Genomic DNA, 13,942 nt, shown 5'->3' on the forward strand with positions numbered 1-13,942 from the left:
GAATTCTGGTGGGGACAATCGCCTGCATCTGAAGTGCGTAAACACAAACAGTTCTACCCCGCCTGCAAAAGCAAGTGTGAACCCATACTGATGACTCATATGCTTGATGGTTTGGAAATGGAAGTCAATCCGTTTGAGCAAGGCTTTGACGGAGTTAACAACCCTGAGATTGTTTATGAAGACGAGGTCATGCTGGCCATCAACAAACCGGCGGAGTTTTTATCTGTTCCCGGAAAGGCAATCACCGATTCTGTGTACAGCCGGATTAAAACGCTTTATCCTAACGCTACTGGTCCGCTGATTGTGCACAGACTCGATATGTCCACTTCAGGGTTAATGCTTATTGCTAAAAATGAAGAAGCCTATGTAATGCTCCAGAAGCAGTTTATAAAACGCCAGATTCAAAAGCGGTATGTGGCTGTGTTGGATGGCATCTTAAAACAACCTACAGGGCTCATTGACCTTCCCTTACGGGTCGATCTGGATGACCGCCCACGGCAGTTGGTGTGTTATAAACATGGAAAACCGGCACAAACCCGCTGGGATGTGATTCAGATTAAAAACAAGCAAACACGGGTGTATTTTTATCCCATTACTGGTAGGACGCATCAGTTGAGGGTACACGCAGCGCATCAGTCGGGGTTGCAATTGGCTATTGTTGGTGATGACCTTTACGGGAAAAAAGGGAACCGACTGCATTTGCATGCTGAGAGCATAACTTTTGTTCATCCCGTTACCCAACAAGAAATGAGGGTAACCTCAGCTGTACCATTTTAATTCGGTTTTTTTTGAACCATTAAGAAATTAAGAAACATTAAAGTATCCTTTTAATCACACTTAATTTCTCAATGGTTTTTATCATCACAATGGCACCGCAAAGGCGCGGTGTACGCAAAGCATTAGCAATGCATTAAATATCAAACCTCTCGAAAGCTGCTCTTTCCAGTGCTTCCTGATGGTCCGGGTGTGCAATAGAGATTAGTGCTTTTGCCCTGTCCCTTAGTTTTTTGCCGTACAAATCCACCACTCCATATTCGGTAGCGATGTAATGCACGTGGGCTCGGGTGGTAGTTACACCGGCACCTTCTTTCAGGAAAGGAACAATTTTAGAAATCCCTTTGTTTGTAGTTGAAGGCATCGCCAAAATGGGTTTACCACCTTCAGACAGAGAAGCACCGCGAATAAAATCCATTTGCCCCCCCACTCCACTGTATTGCAGTTTTCCAATGGTGTCGGCACAAACCTGACCGGTCAGGTCAATTTCTATGGCACTATTGATGGCTGTTACTTTAGGGTTTCGGCGAATGATTGCCGTGTCGTTGGTATAAGCCGCTTCCTTGAAGTGTACTATGGGGTTATCATCAAGGAAGTCATAAAGTTTTTGAGTGCCGATGGCAAAACAGGTTACTAATTTGCCACGCTTCACCACTTTGTCCTCTCCGGTAATGACGCCTTTTTCAATCAGTGGCAGGATTCCGTCAGAAAACATTTCAGTATGAATACCCAAACGTTTGTGGTTCATCAAATTGGACAAAACCACATTGGGAATACCCCCAATACCCATTTGTAAAGTGGCTCCGTCTTCCACAAGTTGAGCCACATGGTAACCGATTTGTTTTTCCACCTCTGTGGGCTCCGGAATTGGAACAGAGTGAATGGGCAAATCAACAAGAACCGCAGCATCGATGTTTTTTGAGTGAATGATGCCATCTCCGTGGGTTCTCGGCACGTTGGGATTGACCTGAGCAATTACCTTTTTGGCCATTTGAATGGCGGTGATGGTAACGTCAATGGATGTGCCCAAAGAACAGTAACCGTGCTTATCCGGTGGTGATACTTGGATAAAGGCCACGTCCAGAGGAAGGATGTTTCGCTTAAACAACAAATGAAGTTCGCTTAAAAATATGGGCGTATAATCGCCTCGTTTGGAGTTGACAGCCTTTCTCACGTTTCCGGCAACAAAGCAACTGTTGGTGTTGAATGAGTTGTTGTAAGGCTCTTGGGTATAGAGCGCATCGCCTTCAGTGTGCATCTGAACGATTTCCACGTCTTGAAGGTTTTGATAGTTTTTACACAATTCGCCAATTAAAAACTTAGGAGTCATCGCTGCTCCCTGAAAAAATATTCTATTGCCTGACTTTACTAGCGATACGGCTTCTTCTGCTGAGATATAGTTCATTATGTTATTGGTTAATTGTTAATAGTTATTTGGAATTTGATGCTTGTAATTTGAAATTTTTAGAAATTAATGACATTCTATTCTTGCATCCACCAATTCGGTGACCGGTTTTGGGGAAATGTAGGGAATTCCCAGTCCCATACCGCGTAAGATAAAAAAAACTCCGATAATGACCACAAAAACAGGGATGAGTCTTTTAATTTTTTGTCTTGAGATGCCTTTTAAATATGCTCCGGCATAAATGGCTACACTCATTAGCGGCAAAGTGCCCAAACCAAAAAACACCATATACAGGCTGCTTTCGATGATAGAACCTGCTGCCAATGCTGCGAAAACGGCGATATAGACAAGTCCACAAGGTAGGAAACCGTTTAGAAAACCTATGGTTAAAAAAGTGTCGGCTGTTTTTTTCTTCATTGATGCGCCCAGTTGTTGTTTGATCTTTCCGATAAAGCGATAGAGAAAGGCCGAAACTTTGGTTTTTTCAAAACGTTTGTTGGGTAAAACAACTGCAAGTATCATCAGGACACCTACTGCAATTGAAAGTTGCTGTTGCAGGCCGAACAGTGAAAAGCTTTTGCCCAGCAACCCAAACACCAGACCGATGATGCCATATGCAAAAAGTCTTCCGATGTGGTAACTTGTGGTTTGCATTGCTTTTTTGACCGGGTTTTTATGATCCACGGGTAACATCAATGCAATGGGTCCACACATGCCCACGCAGTGTAAACTTCCCAAAAGGCCTAATATAAAAGCAGAGAGCAGCACTGTTAAAAGCTAATGTTTTCTATGGTGATGTAATTTTTACCTTCCATTTCCCAACGAATGGTGATGTCCCACCTGCCCTTTTGGAGCATTGCAGCGGGTATGAACATTTTATTTTGTTTCAGTTCAACAGGCAATTCAAAGTCGAGGTCTTTTTGATTGACACGGTAAAAAAACACATAAGCCAGTTCCATATTATTACTAATTTCTTCCGGAAAGTACAACTCTACCCCTTCATCATCGTGCGTTACCTCAACTTTGTATAAAAGTCTGGCTGCATTGTTCCGGGCATACAATTCGTCCTGAAAACCGATTTCCTTTTTGTAATAATCTTCCACCACCATATCAAAATCATACTTACTGTCAGTCATCATCATATACACAAAATAGAGTATGAACGACATAAATAGTACAATAGCGATAACGATTCCTGTTCCCCAGTTAATTTTCATTTTACCTCTCCTTAATCCTCCCCTAAAGAGAAGGAAATTATTAATTATTTATTAGTTAAAACTTCTTGGTCCTAAAAAGTTGGTACTTGTTTTTTCTATCAATTGACCATTGCTGTACACGCCTATCTCCACCCGGTTTTTATGTCCGTCGAGGGCTGCACTGTGCAACTCAATAAACAAAGTCCCCTCCACCAAATCCTGTGGTGGCACTGTAATGTCATGCTGGCCCACAAAATTAATAGTACCCTTGTGAGACAACAGTTTGAATTCCATGTTTTCGTAAGTGCGTGTGGTTTTGTTCAGAAGCTTATAAGTATATACATTGCTGATGATATTGTCTTCCCTCAATTCATACAACTGCCCCGGTAACCTCAAAATCACGGCTTCCACATCGCTGCGCAAAAATAACATCCCGATAAGTAAACCTGTTAATATTACCAATACTGCGGTATAGCCTTTCATCCGCGCCGTAAACTCAAAAGGTTTCTTCTTGACAATGTTTTCTTCGCTGGCGTATCTTATTAGGCCTTTAGGCAAATTGACCGATTCCATAATGCTGTCACAAGCATCTATGCAAGCCGTACAATTGATACACTCCAGTTGCGTACCGTTTCTTATATCGATTCCTGTTGGACATACATTCACACACTGAAAACAATCGATGCAATCGCCATAACCCAAGGCATTACGGTCTTCATTTTTTCTGAATTTCTTTCTTCCTGCTTTGCTTTCGCCACGTTTGTGGTCATAGGCCACTACGATGGATTTGGTATCCAGAAGCACACCCTGCAACCTTCCATAAGGACAGGCAATAATGCATACTTGCTCACGAAACCAGGCAAAAATAAAATAAAACACTGCAGTAAATATCAATAAGCCGATAAAGGTGTTCATATGAACCAGTGGACCTTCCTGGATGTACAACAACAAACGATCACTTCCTATAAGGTATGCCAGAAACACATTGGATATAACAAAAGAAATCAGGAAAAAAATAAACCACTTGAGTAAACGCTTTCTGATTTTCTCCCCATTCCAGGGCATCTTAGCCAGCCTGATTTGCTTGCCCCTATCGCCTTCAATGGCATACTCGATGCGCCGGAAAACCATTTCCATAAAAATGGTTTGCGGACAAATCCAACCACAGAAAATACGCCCAAATGCTACCGTAAACAGCGTGATAAATACCACACCGATAATCATCGAAATAACAAAAAGGTAAAAATCCTGTGGCCAGAATGGAAAACCGAAAATATTGAACTTCCGTTCCAGCACATTGAACAGCAGAAACTGATTGCCGTCTATTTTAACAAAAGGTGAAACCAGTAAAATGACCAACAGGAAATAGCTTACATACTTGCGGTACTTATAAAATCTCCCCTGTGGCTTTTTAGGAAAAATCCAATTTCTCTTGCCCTCATCATCGATGGTGCCAATACTGTCACGAAATCTTTCCTCGTTTTCCATTATCAAGTTTAAATCATCTTTTTTGCCACAAAGACACAAAGACACTAAGTTTCACTAAGTATTATACTTAATCTATTTCCAAATTATCTTCGAGTTCGCTTTCTGTGATTTCGGGTGCTTCTATTTTTTCCTGTGCTTCTTCGATGCCTTCTGCCTGGTCTGCGGGTGGAACAAAGTCACCTTCGGGTTCCTTGGCATCTGGCGGGTTGGTTCCGGTTAAAGTGAGAATATAACTCGACACTTGGGCAATTTCAAGCGGTTTTAAGTCATTTTTCCAGGCAATCATTCCTTTTCCGGGGCGACCTCCTTCTGAAATCACTTCATAAATATTATTAATGGTGCCTCCCAATATCCAGTGATTGTCAGTCAGGTTAGGGCCAATTCCGCCACCACCGTCTGCACGATGACATACAGCACAGTTGGTATCAAAAACATTCTTACCGGACTGTAAGTCAGAAGCGTCGGTCAGCATCACCACTGTACTTGCATCCACCAATCCTTTGGTGGTTTTTCGGTATTCCTCTATGTGTGCCTGAGCTGCTGTCACTTCGCGTATGTATTCTTCATCTTGGGTGGGGCCGTCAAACACGTGATAGCGTACCATATACACCACAGCAAAAATAATGGTGGCATAAAACCCATACACCCACCAGGTGGGCAGGTTGTTGTCAAGCTCCCGGATTCCGTCATAGTTGTGGTCAAGGATGATTTCCTCATCGCTGCGGCCTTTTTTCTTGCCTACCAGCCAGCCATAGGCTTTGTTCAACCATTCACCGGTTTCTGCTTTTCTTTCGCTTGCAAGGTATCTTTCTTTAGCCTCATCGCTTAAGGTGTGAAACAGCAACCTTTGAAACGCCGCCACACTCACTTCGATGGCAATCATAAAGAAAATAATCGCCATCCAAATTAACACAAGTATGGGTGTTTCTACTATGGCCCAGGTACCTGGAGTACCGGCTATATATTCAATTAAAAACAGCGAAATTGCCGCAACTATTACAATTCTGATAAAAGCTATTGTTTTCATTGGTTTTGGTTGTTTTCTTCCATGTCATTTTCCAGAGGAAGGTTACTAACTTCTTCGATATACTTTTTCTTGGCCGTTACCACCCAGATAAATAAGGCAGCAAAAAAGGTGAAAAAGATAAGTAGTGAGATAATCGGGAAAATCTCGATATCCTGAATGGAGTCCATATGTCCTTTGATGTACTTTAGCATGGCTTATTCGTTTTGGTTTTGTGATACTTCTTCTTCCCCGTCCTTGATCCTGATGTCGGTTCCCAGGCGCTGCAGGTAGGCAATCACAGCCACCACTTCGCGATTGCGCATTTCGGTAAACTCAAGTCCGTTATCCAATGCATATTTTTTTTCGGCTTCATAGACTCTAACAAATTCAGGGTCGTTGTACAGGTTCTTTTCTATTTCTTCTCCCTGCTCGAGCATCCATTGCTGTGCCCGGGCGATGTCTTCTTCAGTATATGGCACGCCCAACTTCACCATCACCTCCATTTTTCTTACGGATTTAGATTTGTTGAGTTCGTTGTTGATCAACCATTTATAACTCGGCATAATCGACCCCGGCGATGTACTTTGCGGGTCATAGAAGTGATTGAAGTGCCAGCTGTCTGAATATTTTCCACCCACGCGTAACAAATCAGGTCCTGTGCGTTTGCTTCCCCATAGGAAGGGATGGTCATAGACAAACTCCCCGGCTTTGGCATACTCGCCACCATAACGCTCCGTTTCGCTTCGGAAAGGCCTTACCATTTGTGAGTGACAACCCACACAGCCTTCTCGGATATACAAATCGCGTCCTTCCAGTTCCAGCGGCGTGTAAGGATGCACACTGGTGATGGTTGGGATATTTGATTTGACAACCAGCGTGGGCACTATCTGCACGATACCACCAATCAATATGGCAATTGTTGCAAAAATGGTCAATTGAACCGGCTTTCTTTCCAACCAGTGGTGATAACCTTCACCTTTAACGCGTCTTGATGAAACTCTTTCCAAAGCAGTAGCTTCAGCCAACTCGTCGGTTACGGCAGATCCTTGTTTTACGGTTTTGTAAATGTTATAAAGCATAATCACTGCTCCCACCAAGTACATTGTTCCACCAATGGCTCTCATCCAGTACATCGGCATAATGGCCATTACGGTATCCATAAAGTTTCCGTACACCAACGTTCCGTCGGGGTTGAATTGCTTCCACATAGACGCCTGTACAAATCCGGCAACATACATTGGCAGCGTGTAAATGATGATACCCAATGTTCCTATCCAGAAGTGGAAGTTGGCCATTGCAATCGAGTAGAGTTTGGTCTTAAAAATTTTCGGTATCAACCAGTAAATCATACCAAAGGTGAGGAATCCGTTCCACGCCAGTGCTCCCACGTGCACGTGAGCAATAATCCAATCTGTAAAGTGGGCTATGGCGTTGACGTTTTTCAACGAAAGCATAGGTCCTTCAAAAGTGGCCATACCATAACCGGTAATGGCAACCACCATAAATTTCAAAGTGGGGTCAGTACGCACCTTATCCCAGGCGCCTCTTAGTGTCAACAAACCGTTGATCATACCTCCCCAGGATGGAGCGATAAGCATCACCGAAAACGCCACGCCCAAACTCTGTGCCCAACCGGGCAGCGCGGTATACAGCAAGTGATGAGGACCCGCCCAGATATAAATAAATATCAATGACCAGAAGTGAATGATGGAAAGCCGGTATGAATACACCGGACGATTGGCAATTTTAGGCACATAATAGTACATCAGCCCCAGGAAAGGTGTGGTGAGGAAAAACGCCACGGCATTGTGTCCATACCACCATTGCACAAGCGCATCCTGAACTCCTGCATATACCGAATAACTCTTCAGGAAGTCTACCGGCAAGGCCAGACTGTTAAAAATGTGTAGCACCGCCACCGTAACAAAAGTGGCCAGGTAAAACCAGATGGCTACATAGAGGTGACGCTGTCTTCGTCGTAAAATAGTACCTATCATATTGATACCAAAAGCTACCCACACCACGGCAATGGCAATGTCGATGGGCCACTCCAGCTCGGCATACTCTTTTGAAGAGGTATACCCCAAAGGTAGGGTGATTGCAGCCGCCACGATGATAAACTGCCAGCCCCAGAAGTTGATTTTACTCAGCCAGTCACTGTACATGCGTGCTTTGAGCAGACGTTGCAACGAGTAATAAATACCCGCAAACATGGCGTTGCCCACAAAAGCAAAAATCACCGCATTGGTATGCAGCGGTCTCAGGCGGCCAAAACTCAGCCACGACACACCTTCAGTAAGGTTGGGAAACAAAAACATAAATGCCAGGGTCAAACCCACGGTGAACCCGATAATTCCCCAGAAAAGTGTGGCATAAATAAACTTCTTTACGATTTTATTGTCGTAATAAAATTGCTGTACTTCCATAATTTAGGTCTCAGATTTTTTAGTTGTTTGAATGTTTGATTTATTTTGATTATTCTCTTCGGAAGGAAGCTCTTTCTTGTCCCCATCAACAAGTTCGTCATCAAAAAGCATGCGCACAGAGGGCGTATAGGTATCGTCATACTGACCCTTTTTCAGGCTGAAGATAAAGACAATAAAAAAACCTACGGCAACCAAAGTACTGATTATCAGGGTTAGATAAATAACATTCATGAAATGTAGTTTGAGTTCAAAATTAGCCTGACTCTACATGTCAAAAAATGACTTTGGTCATAAAAGAATTCTTTTTTAACTATGATTTGTGATTGAAGAAAAAGATGAAAATTTAAAGTGTGTTTAAAAAATAATCCACGGATGCACGAATGTTTTACGGTAAAATCTCTGGGAAGTTTTTTTATCTTTGAAAAACAGTCAAAACCAAATTATGATACATCCTGACATTCAATCATTCAATGACTCACAAACATCCGGGGATAAGGCCATTTGTGATATACTCTCAAAAGTCATCACTGAAAATCTTCCTGAAGCCGACAATAAAATCTGGCACGCACATCCTGTTTGGTTTTTGGAGGGCAACCCCATTGTGGGTTACAGCAAGCAAAAACCGGGGATTCGCTTGATGTTTTGGAGCGGTGCTGATTTTGGTGAACCCGATTTAAACGTAAGGGGAGCAAAATTCAAAGACGCTTCCATTTTCTTCAATACCGTTTCCGAAATAAAACAAAACGACCTGAAGCGCTGGCTTGAAAAAGCCAAAACCATCCAATGGGATTACAAAAACCTGATTCAACGAAAGGGAAAACTGGAGCGGTTGAAGTGATTCCATAACCTTTATCAAAACCGATTGTTATGCAAACTTCTGATTATAGAATACCCGATACCACCCGCATCGGTCACGTGCATCTAAAAATAGCCGACCTGGAACGCTCCCTCGATTTTTATTGTGGTTTACTTGGTTTTGAACTCACTCAAAAATTAGGTGAAGATGCAGCATTTATTTCGGCCGGGGGCTATCACCATCACATCGGGTTGAACACCTGGTACAGTAAAAACAGTCCGCCTGCACCACAACAAAGCGTGGGATTGTTTCATACCGCCATCCTCTACCCCACCCGAAAAGACCTTGCGGTAATTCTCAAACGGCTACAGGATGCCCAATATTCCTTAACCGGTTCTGCAGACCACGGGGTTTCTGAAGCTTTATATCTCGATGACCCCGACGGCAACGGTGTGGAACTCTACTGGGACCGCCCTAAAGAAGAATGGCCATTAACAACTGACGGGACACTTGATATGTTTACAAAAAAACTGGATATTTACAGCTTGTTAAACGAACTCAACCACTAACACCATGACCAAAAATAAAACCACATACACCGATGCCGATGTGCTGAAATTTATTGACACTTTTGCCAATAGCGAACAAAAAAAGCAGGACAGTCTCAAACTGATTGAACTGATGCAAAACACCTCCGGCCATCCGCCCAAAATGTGGGGCCCCAGTATTGTAGGCTTTGGAAACTACCATTACAAATACGCCAGCGGCCATGAAGGCGATGCCCCGCTCCTTGGATTTTCGCCACGTAAGGCTGCACTTTCGCTGTATGTGTTTACCGGGCTGGAAAAACATAAGTACCTCTTGGAAGGTTTGGGCAAATTTACTATGGGCAGGGCCTGTATCTATGCCAAAAAGCTGGATGACATCAACCTCAGCCAACTGGAGATATTAATGAAAGAATCTCTGCGGTATATGAAAGAAAAATATCCTGATTAACTGTAAAATAGGTAAACAAATCACAACAACAAACAACAAACAACAAACCATGACCCACTTTCAACCCACCATCCACATCAACGCCACTCCCGATAAAATTTGGAAAATCCTTTGGGACGATGCTACTTACCGCATTTGGGTAGCTCCCTTTTGTGAAGGCAGCTATTACAAAACCGAACACTTTGAAGAAGGCGCTACCATTCATTTCCTTACCCCCACAGGTGAAGGTATGTACAGCCTTATCGACAAGGTCATCCCCAACCGCTATCTGGCTTTCAGGCATCAGGGGAGTATTATCGATTATAAAGAGCAAGACTTCACACCGGAAACCGAAGCCTGGAACAATATGCTTGAAGCGTATGAACTTATACCCGAAAACAACGGCACCACTTTAAAAGTGGACTTTCACACCACAGAGGAATATAAAGAGTTTATGACCAACGCTTTTGAGGAATCCCTGAAAATTATCAAACGGTTGGCTGAGGCTTAGCCATATTTATTTAAGCTTTTTAATTAAAACATATATATTTGGTTGTCCACTCATTTTTATGAACAATCCTCAACTAAAATTAAAAAATAGGCTATAATCCAGTTTGAGTACCGGTTAAAGAGTTAAAAATTAAAAAAATCACGTTGCCCCACACAGGCTCAAACTTAAGCTTTTAGACTTCCTATGAAAAAATACACCTCACTGCTTTTAATTTTCTTTTTCTATAATTTAACTTATGCTCAAACTGACAGTTTAATTGTAGTCAATCATTTAAAGGAAATCACTAAAACCACTGAATATAGGAACTATAAAAACATTGAAACATTAAATTATGTTGCTGCCTATATTTTTGACGAGTTTAAAAAATATGCTCCAAACACCCGCTATCAGGAATATGAAATTGATGGGAATATTTACAAAAATGTGATTGCTAACTTTGGTCCCTCAACAGCAAAAACAATTGTTGTGGGGGCGCATTATGATGTTTGGGGCGAACAAGAAGGTGCAGACGACAATGCCAGTGGAGTTGTGGGATTGTTGGAATTGGCCAGACAGCTTCTGGGTCAAAATTTAAACTATAATATTGAGTTGGTGGCATTTACTTTAGAAGAACCCCCCTATTTCAGGACCGAAAATATGGGAAGTTATATTCATGCAAAATCCTTAAAAGAATCTGATAGAGAGGTCTATGGAATGGTTTCATTGGAAATGATTGGCTATTTCAAGGATGAGCATAATACTCAAAATTATCCCATAGGTATATTATCCTGGTTTTATGGAAACAAAGGAGATTACATTACAATTGTTTCAAAGTTTGGAAAAGGGAAATTTGCAAGGAGATTTTCTAAAGAATTTTTAAAAGAAAACTTAATAAAAACAAAGAAATTTACAGGACCTAAATCTTTGCCGGGTATTGATTTTTCTGACCACCTGAATTATTGGAAATTTGGATACAGTGCTTTGATGCTGACAGATACGGCTTTTTATAGAAATTTGAATTACCACAAAAAAACAGATGAAATGGGAACATTAGATATCAATAGAATGTCCAATGTCATTGACAATACATTCAAAACACTGATTAATTTATAAAAGCCTTTTGACAATGCCCTGTCTATAACTCACTTCGGGGAAATGGTTTTTACTTACATCAGGCTCTTCCATTTGTATACTTTTGTAAATTTCTGTGTGTTTGTTATATTTGAACAAAGGCGTGTATCCAAAAATCACTCTAACATTAACTTAAATTTTCATATATGAAATGTCCATAAGCAAAATTGCCATACCAACCGCCTTGTGCTTCATAGCTTCAGGGTGCCAACGCTAAAGCTTCTGCGACAGCGTGCGACGAAGCCGAAAATGATTATATGGACATTACATCTGACCGATAAAAAACAAATAAATATAAACAGATGAAAAATCAAGACTTTAAAATCAGTTTTAACACTGTATTGTTTTTAGTAGTTGGCAATATTATGCTGACAGGCTATGGAGCAATAGCAAAAATCCTGCATTGGGAATTTTCGCAGTTTTTCTTAGCTGTAGGCTTAATGTTCTTATTTGCAACCTGGATAATCATTTTAAGTGATATGGTAAAAAACAAAATCTATAACAAGGCTTTCTGGATTATTATTATGCTGATTATGCCATTAATTGCTTCTGTTTTTTACCTAATTCAGAGAAATAGGTTAATAAGGTTAGGTAAAAAGTTTACTTAAAAAAATAATTTCATATGCACAGACAAATCTCTATATCTCCTCTATAGCAAAAATTTAAACCATAACCCATGAAAACAACCCCCGAACACAATGAGCGTATGGCAAAATTGACCTTTGCTTCGGTATATCCTCACTATGTTACAAAAGTGGAGCGCAAAGGCAGAACAAAAGATGAACTCCATCAGGTAATCGAGTGGCTGACCGGCTTTGATGTCAAAAAACAACAGGAGCTTATTGATGAAAAAGTAACATTTGAAACCTTCTTTCAAAAAGCCAAACTCCACCCCAGTGCACATCTCATCAAAGGAGTCATTTGCGGGTACCGCATTGAAGAAATAGAAAATGAGCTCACCCAAAAAGTGAGGTATCTGGACAAGCTGGTGGACGAACTGGCCAAAGGCAGAAAGATGGAGAAGATACTGCGAAAAGTATAAAAATCATAAAAAAAAATCCGAATCAATTACTCCGGATTTTTAAATTATATGTACTAGTTCTGTTAGTTTCCTTTTTTAGCCCAATCAGCGTGGCCGCTATTTTTTCCTAAATAAATAGACGCTCCTATGCTAAAAGTAGCAAAAGCAGCTGTCCTTGATTGAAAGTTTGGGTTAAACAATTGTCCGTTAAAGAAATACTGCTGGTGTGCACTTACCAGATAAGTGGCATCCAAAAATACAGATACACGTTCAGACACTTTTACCTGAGGGGTAAACCCTATCATTACAATGGCTGTTTGCTCATTATCGTCTATACTTGAAGGTGCTGCCGAAGCATAACCCAAGCCGGCATGGGCCAATATACCAAAATTGTTGGCCAGTTGCATATTGTAAACACCCTCAAGTGTTACTCTGTGGTAGTCTACACCAAATTCACTGTTTTCCTTATCTTCAAAGCTGTTGAAACCGTAGCTCAATTTGGCACCAAAGCACTCGTTGAACATATAACGCACACCCAGTTGTCCCGATCTGAAATCGGTATAATCTGATTCATTGATGTTATCAACAAGTTTTACAGGCATATGAAGCCCGCCCTGAACATCGATTGAAAATTTGTTGAACATCCCTTCTTGTCCAAACATGGTAGTTACACTAAACAATGCCACAAAGGCAATAACATAGATTCTCATAATTTGATTTGATTTGAGTTTTTAAATTGGTTGCAAAAGTATTAAAAATGTTTTTAGCGAGCAGGTATAAAAGAACCTATTTATTTAAGTTACAGATTTATAATTTTTTGTTTTTTCAATTTAAAAATCAGGATTACAACTAACAAGTATCAAAAAAGCCCGGAAAATTAAATTTCCCGAACTTTTTTATTAACTAAATTAACAATACTTATCTGTTTACTACAAGCCTTTTAGCGAGTTGTTTGCCTTCTGCCTCAACCAAAACCATATATACAGCTACACTAAAATTACTTACATCTATAGTATAGTTTCCAGTTGTTTGAGTTTTATTTTCAATAACCATTCGCCCTTGAATGTCATAAACCGTCACCTTATCAATTGTTAACCCGTTAGGGTTTGAAATGGTCACAAACTGTGATGCCGGATTGGGGAACAAGGTCAGGCTTCCAATATTGGAATGGTCTTCTGTGCCCAAATTGGTTTCTACATCAAGTTCAAATGAACAAGTGGAAGTGTTACCACTG

At 41.1% G+C, this 13,942-nt stretch carries 18 protein-coding genes; 8 read left to right on the forward strand and 10 right to left on the reverse strand.

Annotated elements, in window-relative coordinates; all coding sequences use genetic code 11:
* A partial coding sequence (locus AC6F75_RS02570; RefSeq protein ID WP_500713384.1) for a pseudouridine synthase occupies nt 1-777 on the forward strand: 777 nt, incomplete at its 5' end.
* 133 nt (nt 778-910) lie between these two features.
* On the opposite strand, the gene AC6F75_RS02575 is transcribed toward AC6F75_RS02570, so the two are convergent.
* From AC6F75_RS02575 to AC6F75_RS02610, 8 genes are all read right to left on the reverse strand, one after another.
* Nucleotides 911-2,179, reverse strand: a complete 1,269-nt coding sequence (locus AC6F75_RS02575; RefSeq protein WP_500713385.1) for an acetyl-CoA hydrolase/transferase C-terminal domain-containing protein — start codon at nt 2,177-2,179, stop codon at nt 911-913.
* 66 nt (nt 2,180-2,245) lie between these two features.
* Nucleotides 2,246-2,947, reverse strand: a complete 702-nt coding sequence (locus AC6F75_RS02580) for an urease accessory protein UreH domain-containing protein (protein ID WP_500713386.1) — start codon at nt 2,945-2,947, stop codon at nt 2,246-2,248.
* Nucleotides 2,948-2,949: 2 nt separating this feature from the next.
* Complete coding sequence (locus AC6F75_RS02585) at nt 2,950-3,396, reverse strand: FixH family protein (protein WP_500713387.1); 447 nt, start codon at nt 3,394-3,396, stop codon at nt 2,950-2,952.
* Nucleotides 3,397-3,447: 51 nt separating this feature from the next.
* Nucleotides 3,448-4,863 carry a cytochrome c oxidase accessory protein CcoG gene (gene ccoG / locus AC6F75_RS02590; protein WP_500713388.1) on the reverse strand — a complete coding sequence of 472 codons (1,416 nt, stop codon included), beginning with the start codon at nt 4,861-4,863 and terminating at the stop codon, nt 3,448-3,450.
* Between the two features lie 67 nt (nt 4,864-4,930).
* Nucleotides 4,931-5,890 (reverse strand): cbb3-type cytochrome c oxidase N-terminal domain-containing protein, encoded by a 960-nt coding sequence (locus AC6F75_RS02595; protein ID WP_500713389.1) that lies wholly within the window; start codon nt 5,888-5,890, stop codon nt 4,931-4,933.
* Nucleotides 5,887-6,081, reverse strand: a complete 195-nt coding sequence (locus AC6F75_RS02600; RefSeq protein ID WP_500713390.1) for a CcoQ/FixQ family Cbb3-type cytochrome c oxidase assembly chaperone — start codon at nt 6,079-6,081, stop codon at nt 5,887-5,889. The genes AC6F75_RS02595 and AC6F75_RS02600 overlap by 4 nt, the downstream gene beginning before the upstream one ends.
* Nucleotides 6,082-6,084: 3 nt before the next feature.
* Nucleotides 6,085-8,295, reverse strand: coding sequence for a cytochrome-c oxidase, cbb3-type subunit I (gene ccoN, locus AC6F75_RS02605; RefSeq protein WP_500713391.1), 2,211 nt, complete (start codon nt 8,293-8,295; stop codon nt 6,085-6,087).
* A 3-nt stretch (nt 8,296-8,298) separates the two neighbouring features.
* Nucleotides 8,299-8,526 carry a cbb3-type cytochrome oxidase assembly protein CcoS gene (locus AC6F75_RS02610; RefSeq protein ID WP_500713392.1) on the reverse strand — a complete coding sequence of 76 codons (228 nt, stop codon included), beginning with the start codon at nt 8,524-8,526 and terminating at the stop codon, nt 8,299-8,301.
* Nucleotides 8,527-8,737: 211 nt separating this feature from the next.
* Between AC6F75_RS02610 and AC6F75_RS02615 the strand changes: the two genes are divergently transcribed.
* From AC6F75_RS02615 to AC6F75_RS02645, 7 genes are all read left to right on the forward strand, one after another.
* Nucleotides 8,738-9,133, forward strand: a complete 396-nt coding sequence (locus tag AC6F75_RS02615; protein WP_500713393.1) for a DUF1801 domain-containing protein — start codon at nt 8,738-8,740, stop codon at nt 9,131-9,133.
* 29 nt (nt 9,134-9,162) lie between these two features.
* Nucleotides 9,163-9,660: a VOC family protein gene (locus AC6F75_RS02620; RefSeq protein ID WP_500713394.1), complete on the forward strand. Its 498-nt coding sequence runs from the start codon at nt 9,163-9,165 to the stop codon at nt 9,658-9,660.
* Nucleotides 9,661-9,664: 4 nt separating this feature from the next.
* Complete coding sequence (locus AC6F75_RS02625; protein ID WP_500713395.1) at nt 9,665-10,087, forward strand: DUF1801 domain-containing protein; 423 nt, start codon at nt 9,665-9,667, stop codon at nt 10,085-10,087.
* 49 nt (nt 10,088-10,136) lie between these two features.
* Nucleotides 10,137-10,577: an SRPBCC domain-containing protein gene (locus AC6F75_RS02630; RefSeq protein WP_500713396.1), complete on the forward strand. Its 441-nt coding sequence runs from the start codon at nt 10,137-10,139 to the stop codon at nt 10,575-10,577.
* A gap of 183 nt (nt 10,578-10,760) precedes the next feature.
* The gene (locus tag AC6F75_RS02635) at nt 10,761-11,669 is read left to right on the forward strand and encodes a M28 family peptidase (RefSeq protein WP_500713397.1); all 909 of its coding nucleotides are present in this window, start codon (nt 10,761-10,763) and stop codon (nt 11,667-11,669) included.
* Nucleotides 11,670-11,989: 320 nt separating this feature from the next.
* A complete protein-coding gene (locus tag AC6F75_RS02640) occupies nt 11,990-12,295 on the forward strand; it encodes a GldL-related protein (protein ID WP_500713398.1) in 306 nt (101 codons plus the stop codon).
* A gap of 68 nt (nt 12,296-12,363) precedes the next feature.
* Nucleotides 12,364-12,729, forward strand: a complete 366-nt coding sequence (locus AC6F75_RS02645; protein WP_500713399.1) for a DUF2200 family protein — start codon at nt 12,364-12,366, stop codon at nt 12,727-12,729.
* A 62-nt stretch (nt 12,730-12,791) separates the two neighbouring features.
* On the opposite strand, the gene AC6F75_RS02650 is transcribed toward AC6F75_RS02645, so the two are convergent.
* Together AC6F75_RS02650 and AC6F75_RS02655 are read right to left on the reverse strand one after the other, a co-directional pair.
* Nucleotides 12,792-13,418 carry an outer membrane beta-barrel protein gene (locus AC6F75_RS02650; RefSeq protein ID WP_500713400.1) on the reverse strand — a complete coding sequence of 209 codons (627 nt, stop codon included), beginning with the start codon at nt 13,416-13,418 and terminating at the stop codon, nt 12,792-12,794.
* A gap of 208 nt (nt 13,419-13,626) precedes the next feature.
* On the reverse strand, nt 13,627-13,942 hold a 316-nt coding region (locus AC6F75_RS02655), incomplete at its 5' end, for a T9SS type A sorting domain-containing protein (RefSeq protein ID WP_500713401.1).

This window comes from Planktosalinus sp., assembly GCF_059864935.1.

Coding starts and splice junctions, on each gene's coding strand:
- AC6F75_RS02620 (WP_500713394.1), top strand. CDS start 9,163: ATGCAAACTTCTGATTATAGAATACCCGATACCACCCGCATCGGTCAC.
- AC6F75_RS02600 (WP_500713390.1), bottom strand. CDS start 6,081: ATGCTAAAGTACATCAAAGGACATATGGACTCCATTCAGGATATCGAG.
- AC6F75_RS02610 (WP_500713392.1), bottom strand. CDS start 8,526: ATGAATGTTATTTATCTAACCCTGATAATCAGTACTTTGGTTGCCGTA.
- ccoG (WP_500713388.1), bottom strand. CDS start 4,863: ATGGAAAACGAGGAAAGATTTCGTGACAGTATTGGCACCATCGATGAT.
- AC6F75_RS02585 (WP_500713387.1), bottom strand. CDS start 3,396: ATGAAAATTAACTGGGGAACAGGAATCGTTATCGCTATTGTACTATTT.
- AC6F75_RS02640 (WP_500713398.1), top strand. CDS start 11,990: ATGAAAAATCAAGACTTTAAAATCAGTTTTAACACTGTATTGTTTTTA.
- AC6F75_RS02625 (WP_500713395.1), top strand. CDS start 9,665: ATGACCAAAAATAAAACCACATACACCGATGCCGATGTGCTGAAATTT.
- AC6F75_RS02615 (WP_500713393.1), top strand. CDS start 8,738: ATGATACATCCTGACATTCAATCATTCAATGACTCACAAACATCCGGG.
- AC6F75_RS02645 (WP_500713399.1), top strand. CDS start 12,364: ATGAAAACAACCCCCGAACACAATGAGCGTATGGCAAAATTGACCTTT.
- AC6F75_RS02635 (WP_500713397.1), top strand. CDS start 10,761: ATGAAAAAATACACCTCACTGCTTTTAATTTTCTTTTTCTATAATTTA.
- AC6F75_RS02595 (WP_500713389.1), bottom strand. CDS start 5,890: ATGAAAACAATAGCTTTTATCAGAATTGTAATAGTTGCGGCAATTTCG.
- AC6F75_RS02650 (WP_500713400.1), bottom strand. CDS start 13,418: ATGAGAATCTATGTTATTGCCTTTGTGGCATTGTTTAGTGTAACTACC.
- AC6F75_RS02575 (WP_500713385.1), bottom strand. CDS start 2,179: ATGAACTATATCTCAGCAGAAGAAGCCGTATCGCTAGTAAAGTCAGGC.
- AC6F75_RS02630 (WP_500713396.1), top strand. CDS start 10,137: ATGACCCACTTTCAACCCACCATCCACATCAACGCCACTCCCGATAAA.
- ccoN (WP_500713391.1), bottom strand. CDS start 8,295: ATGGAAGTACAGCAATTTTATTACGACAATAAAATCGTAAAGAAGTTT.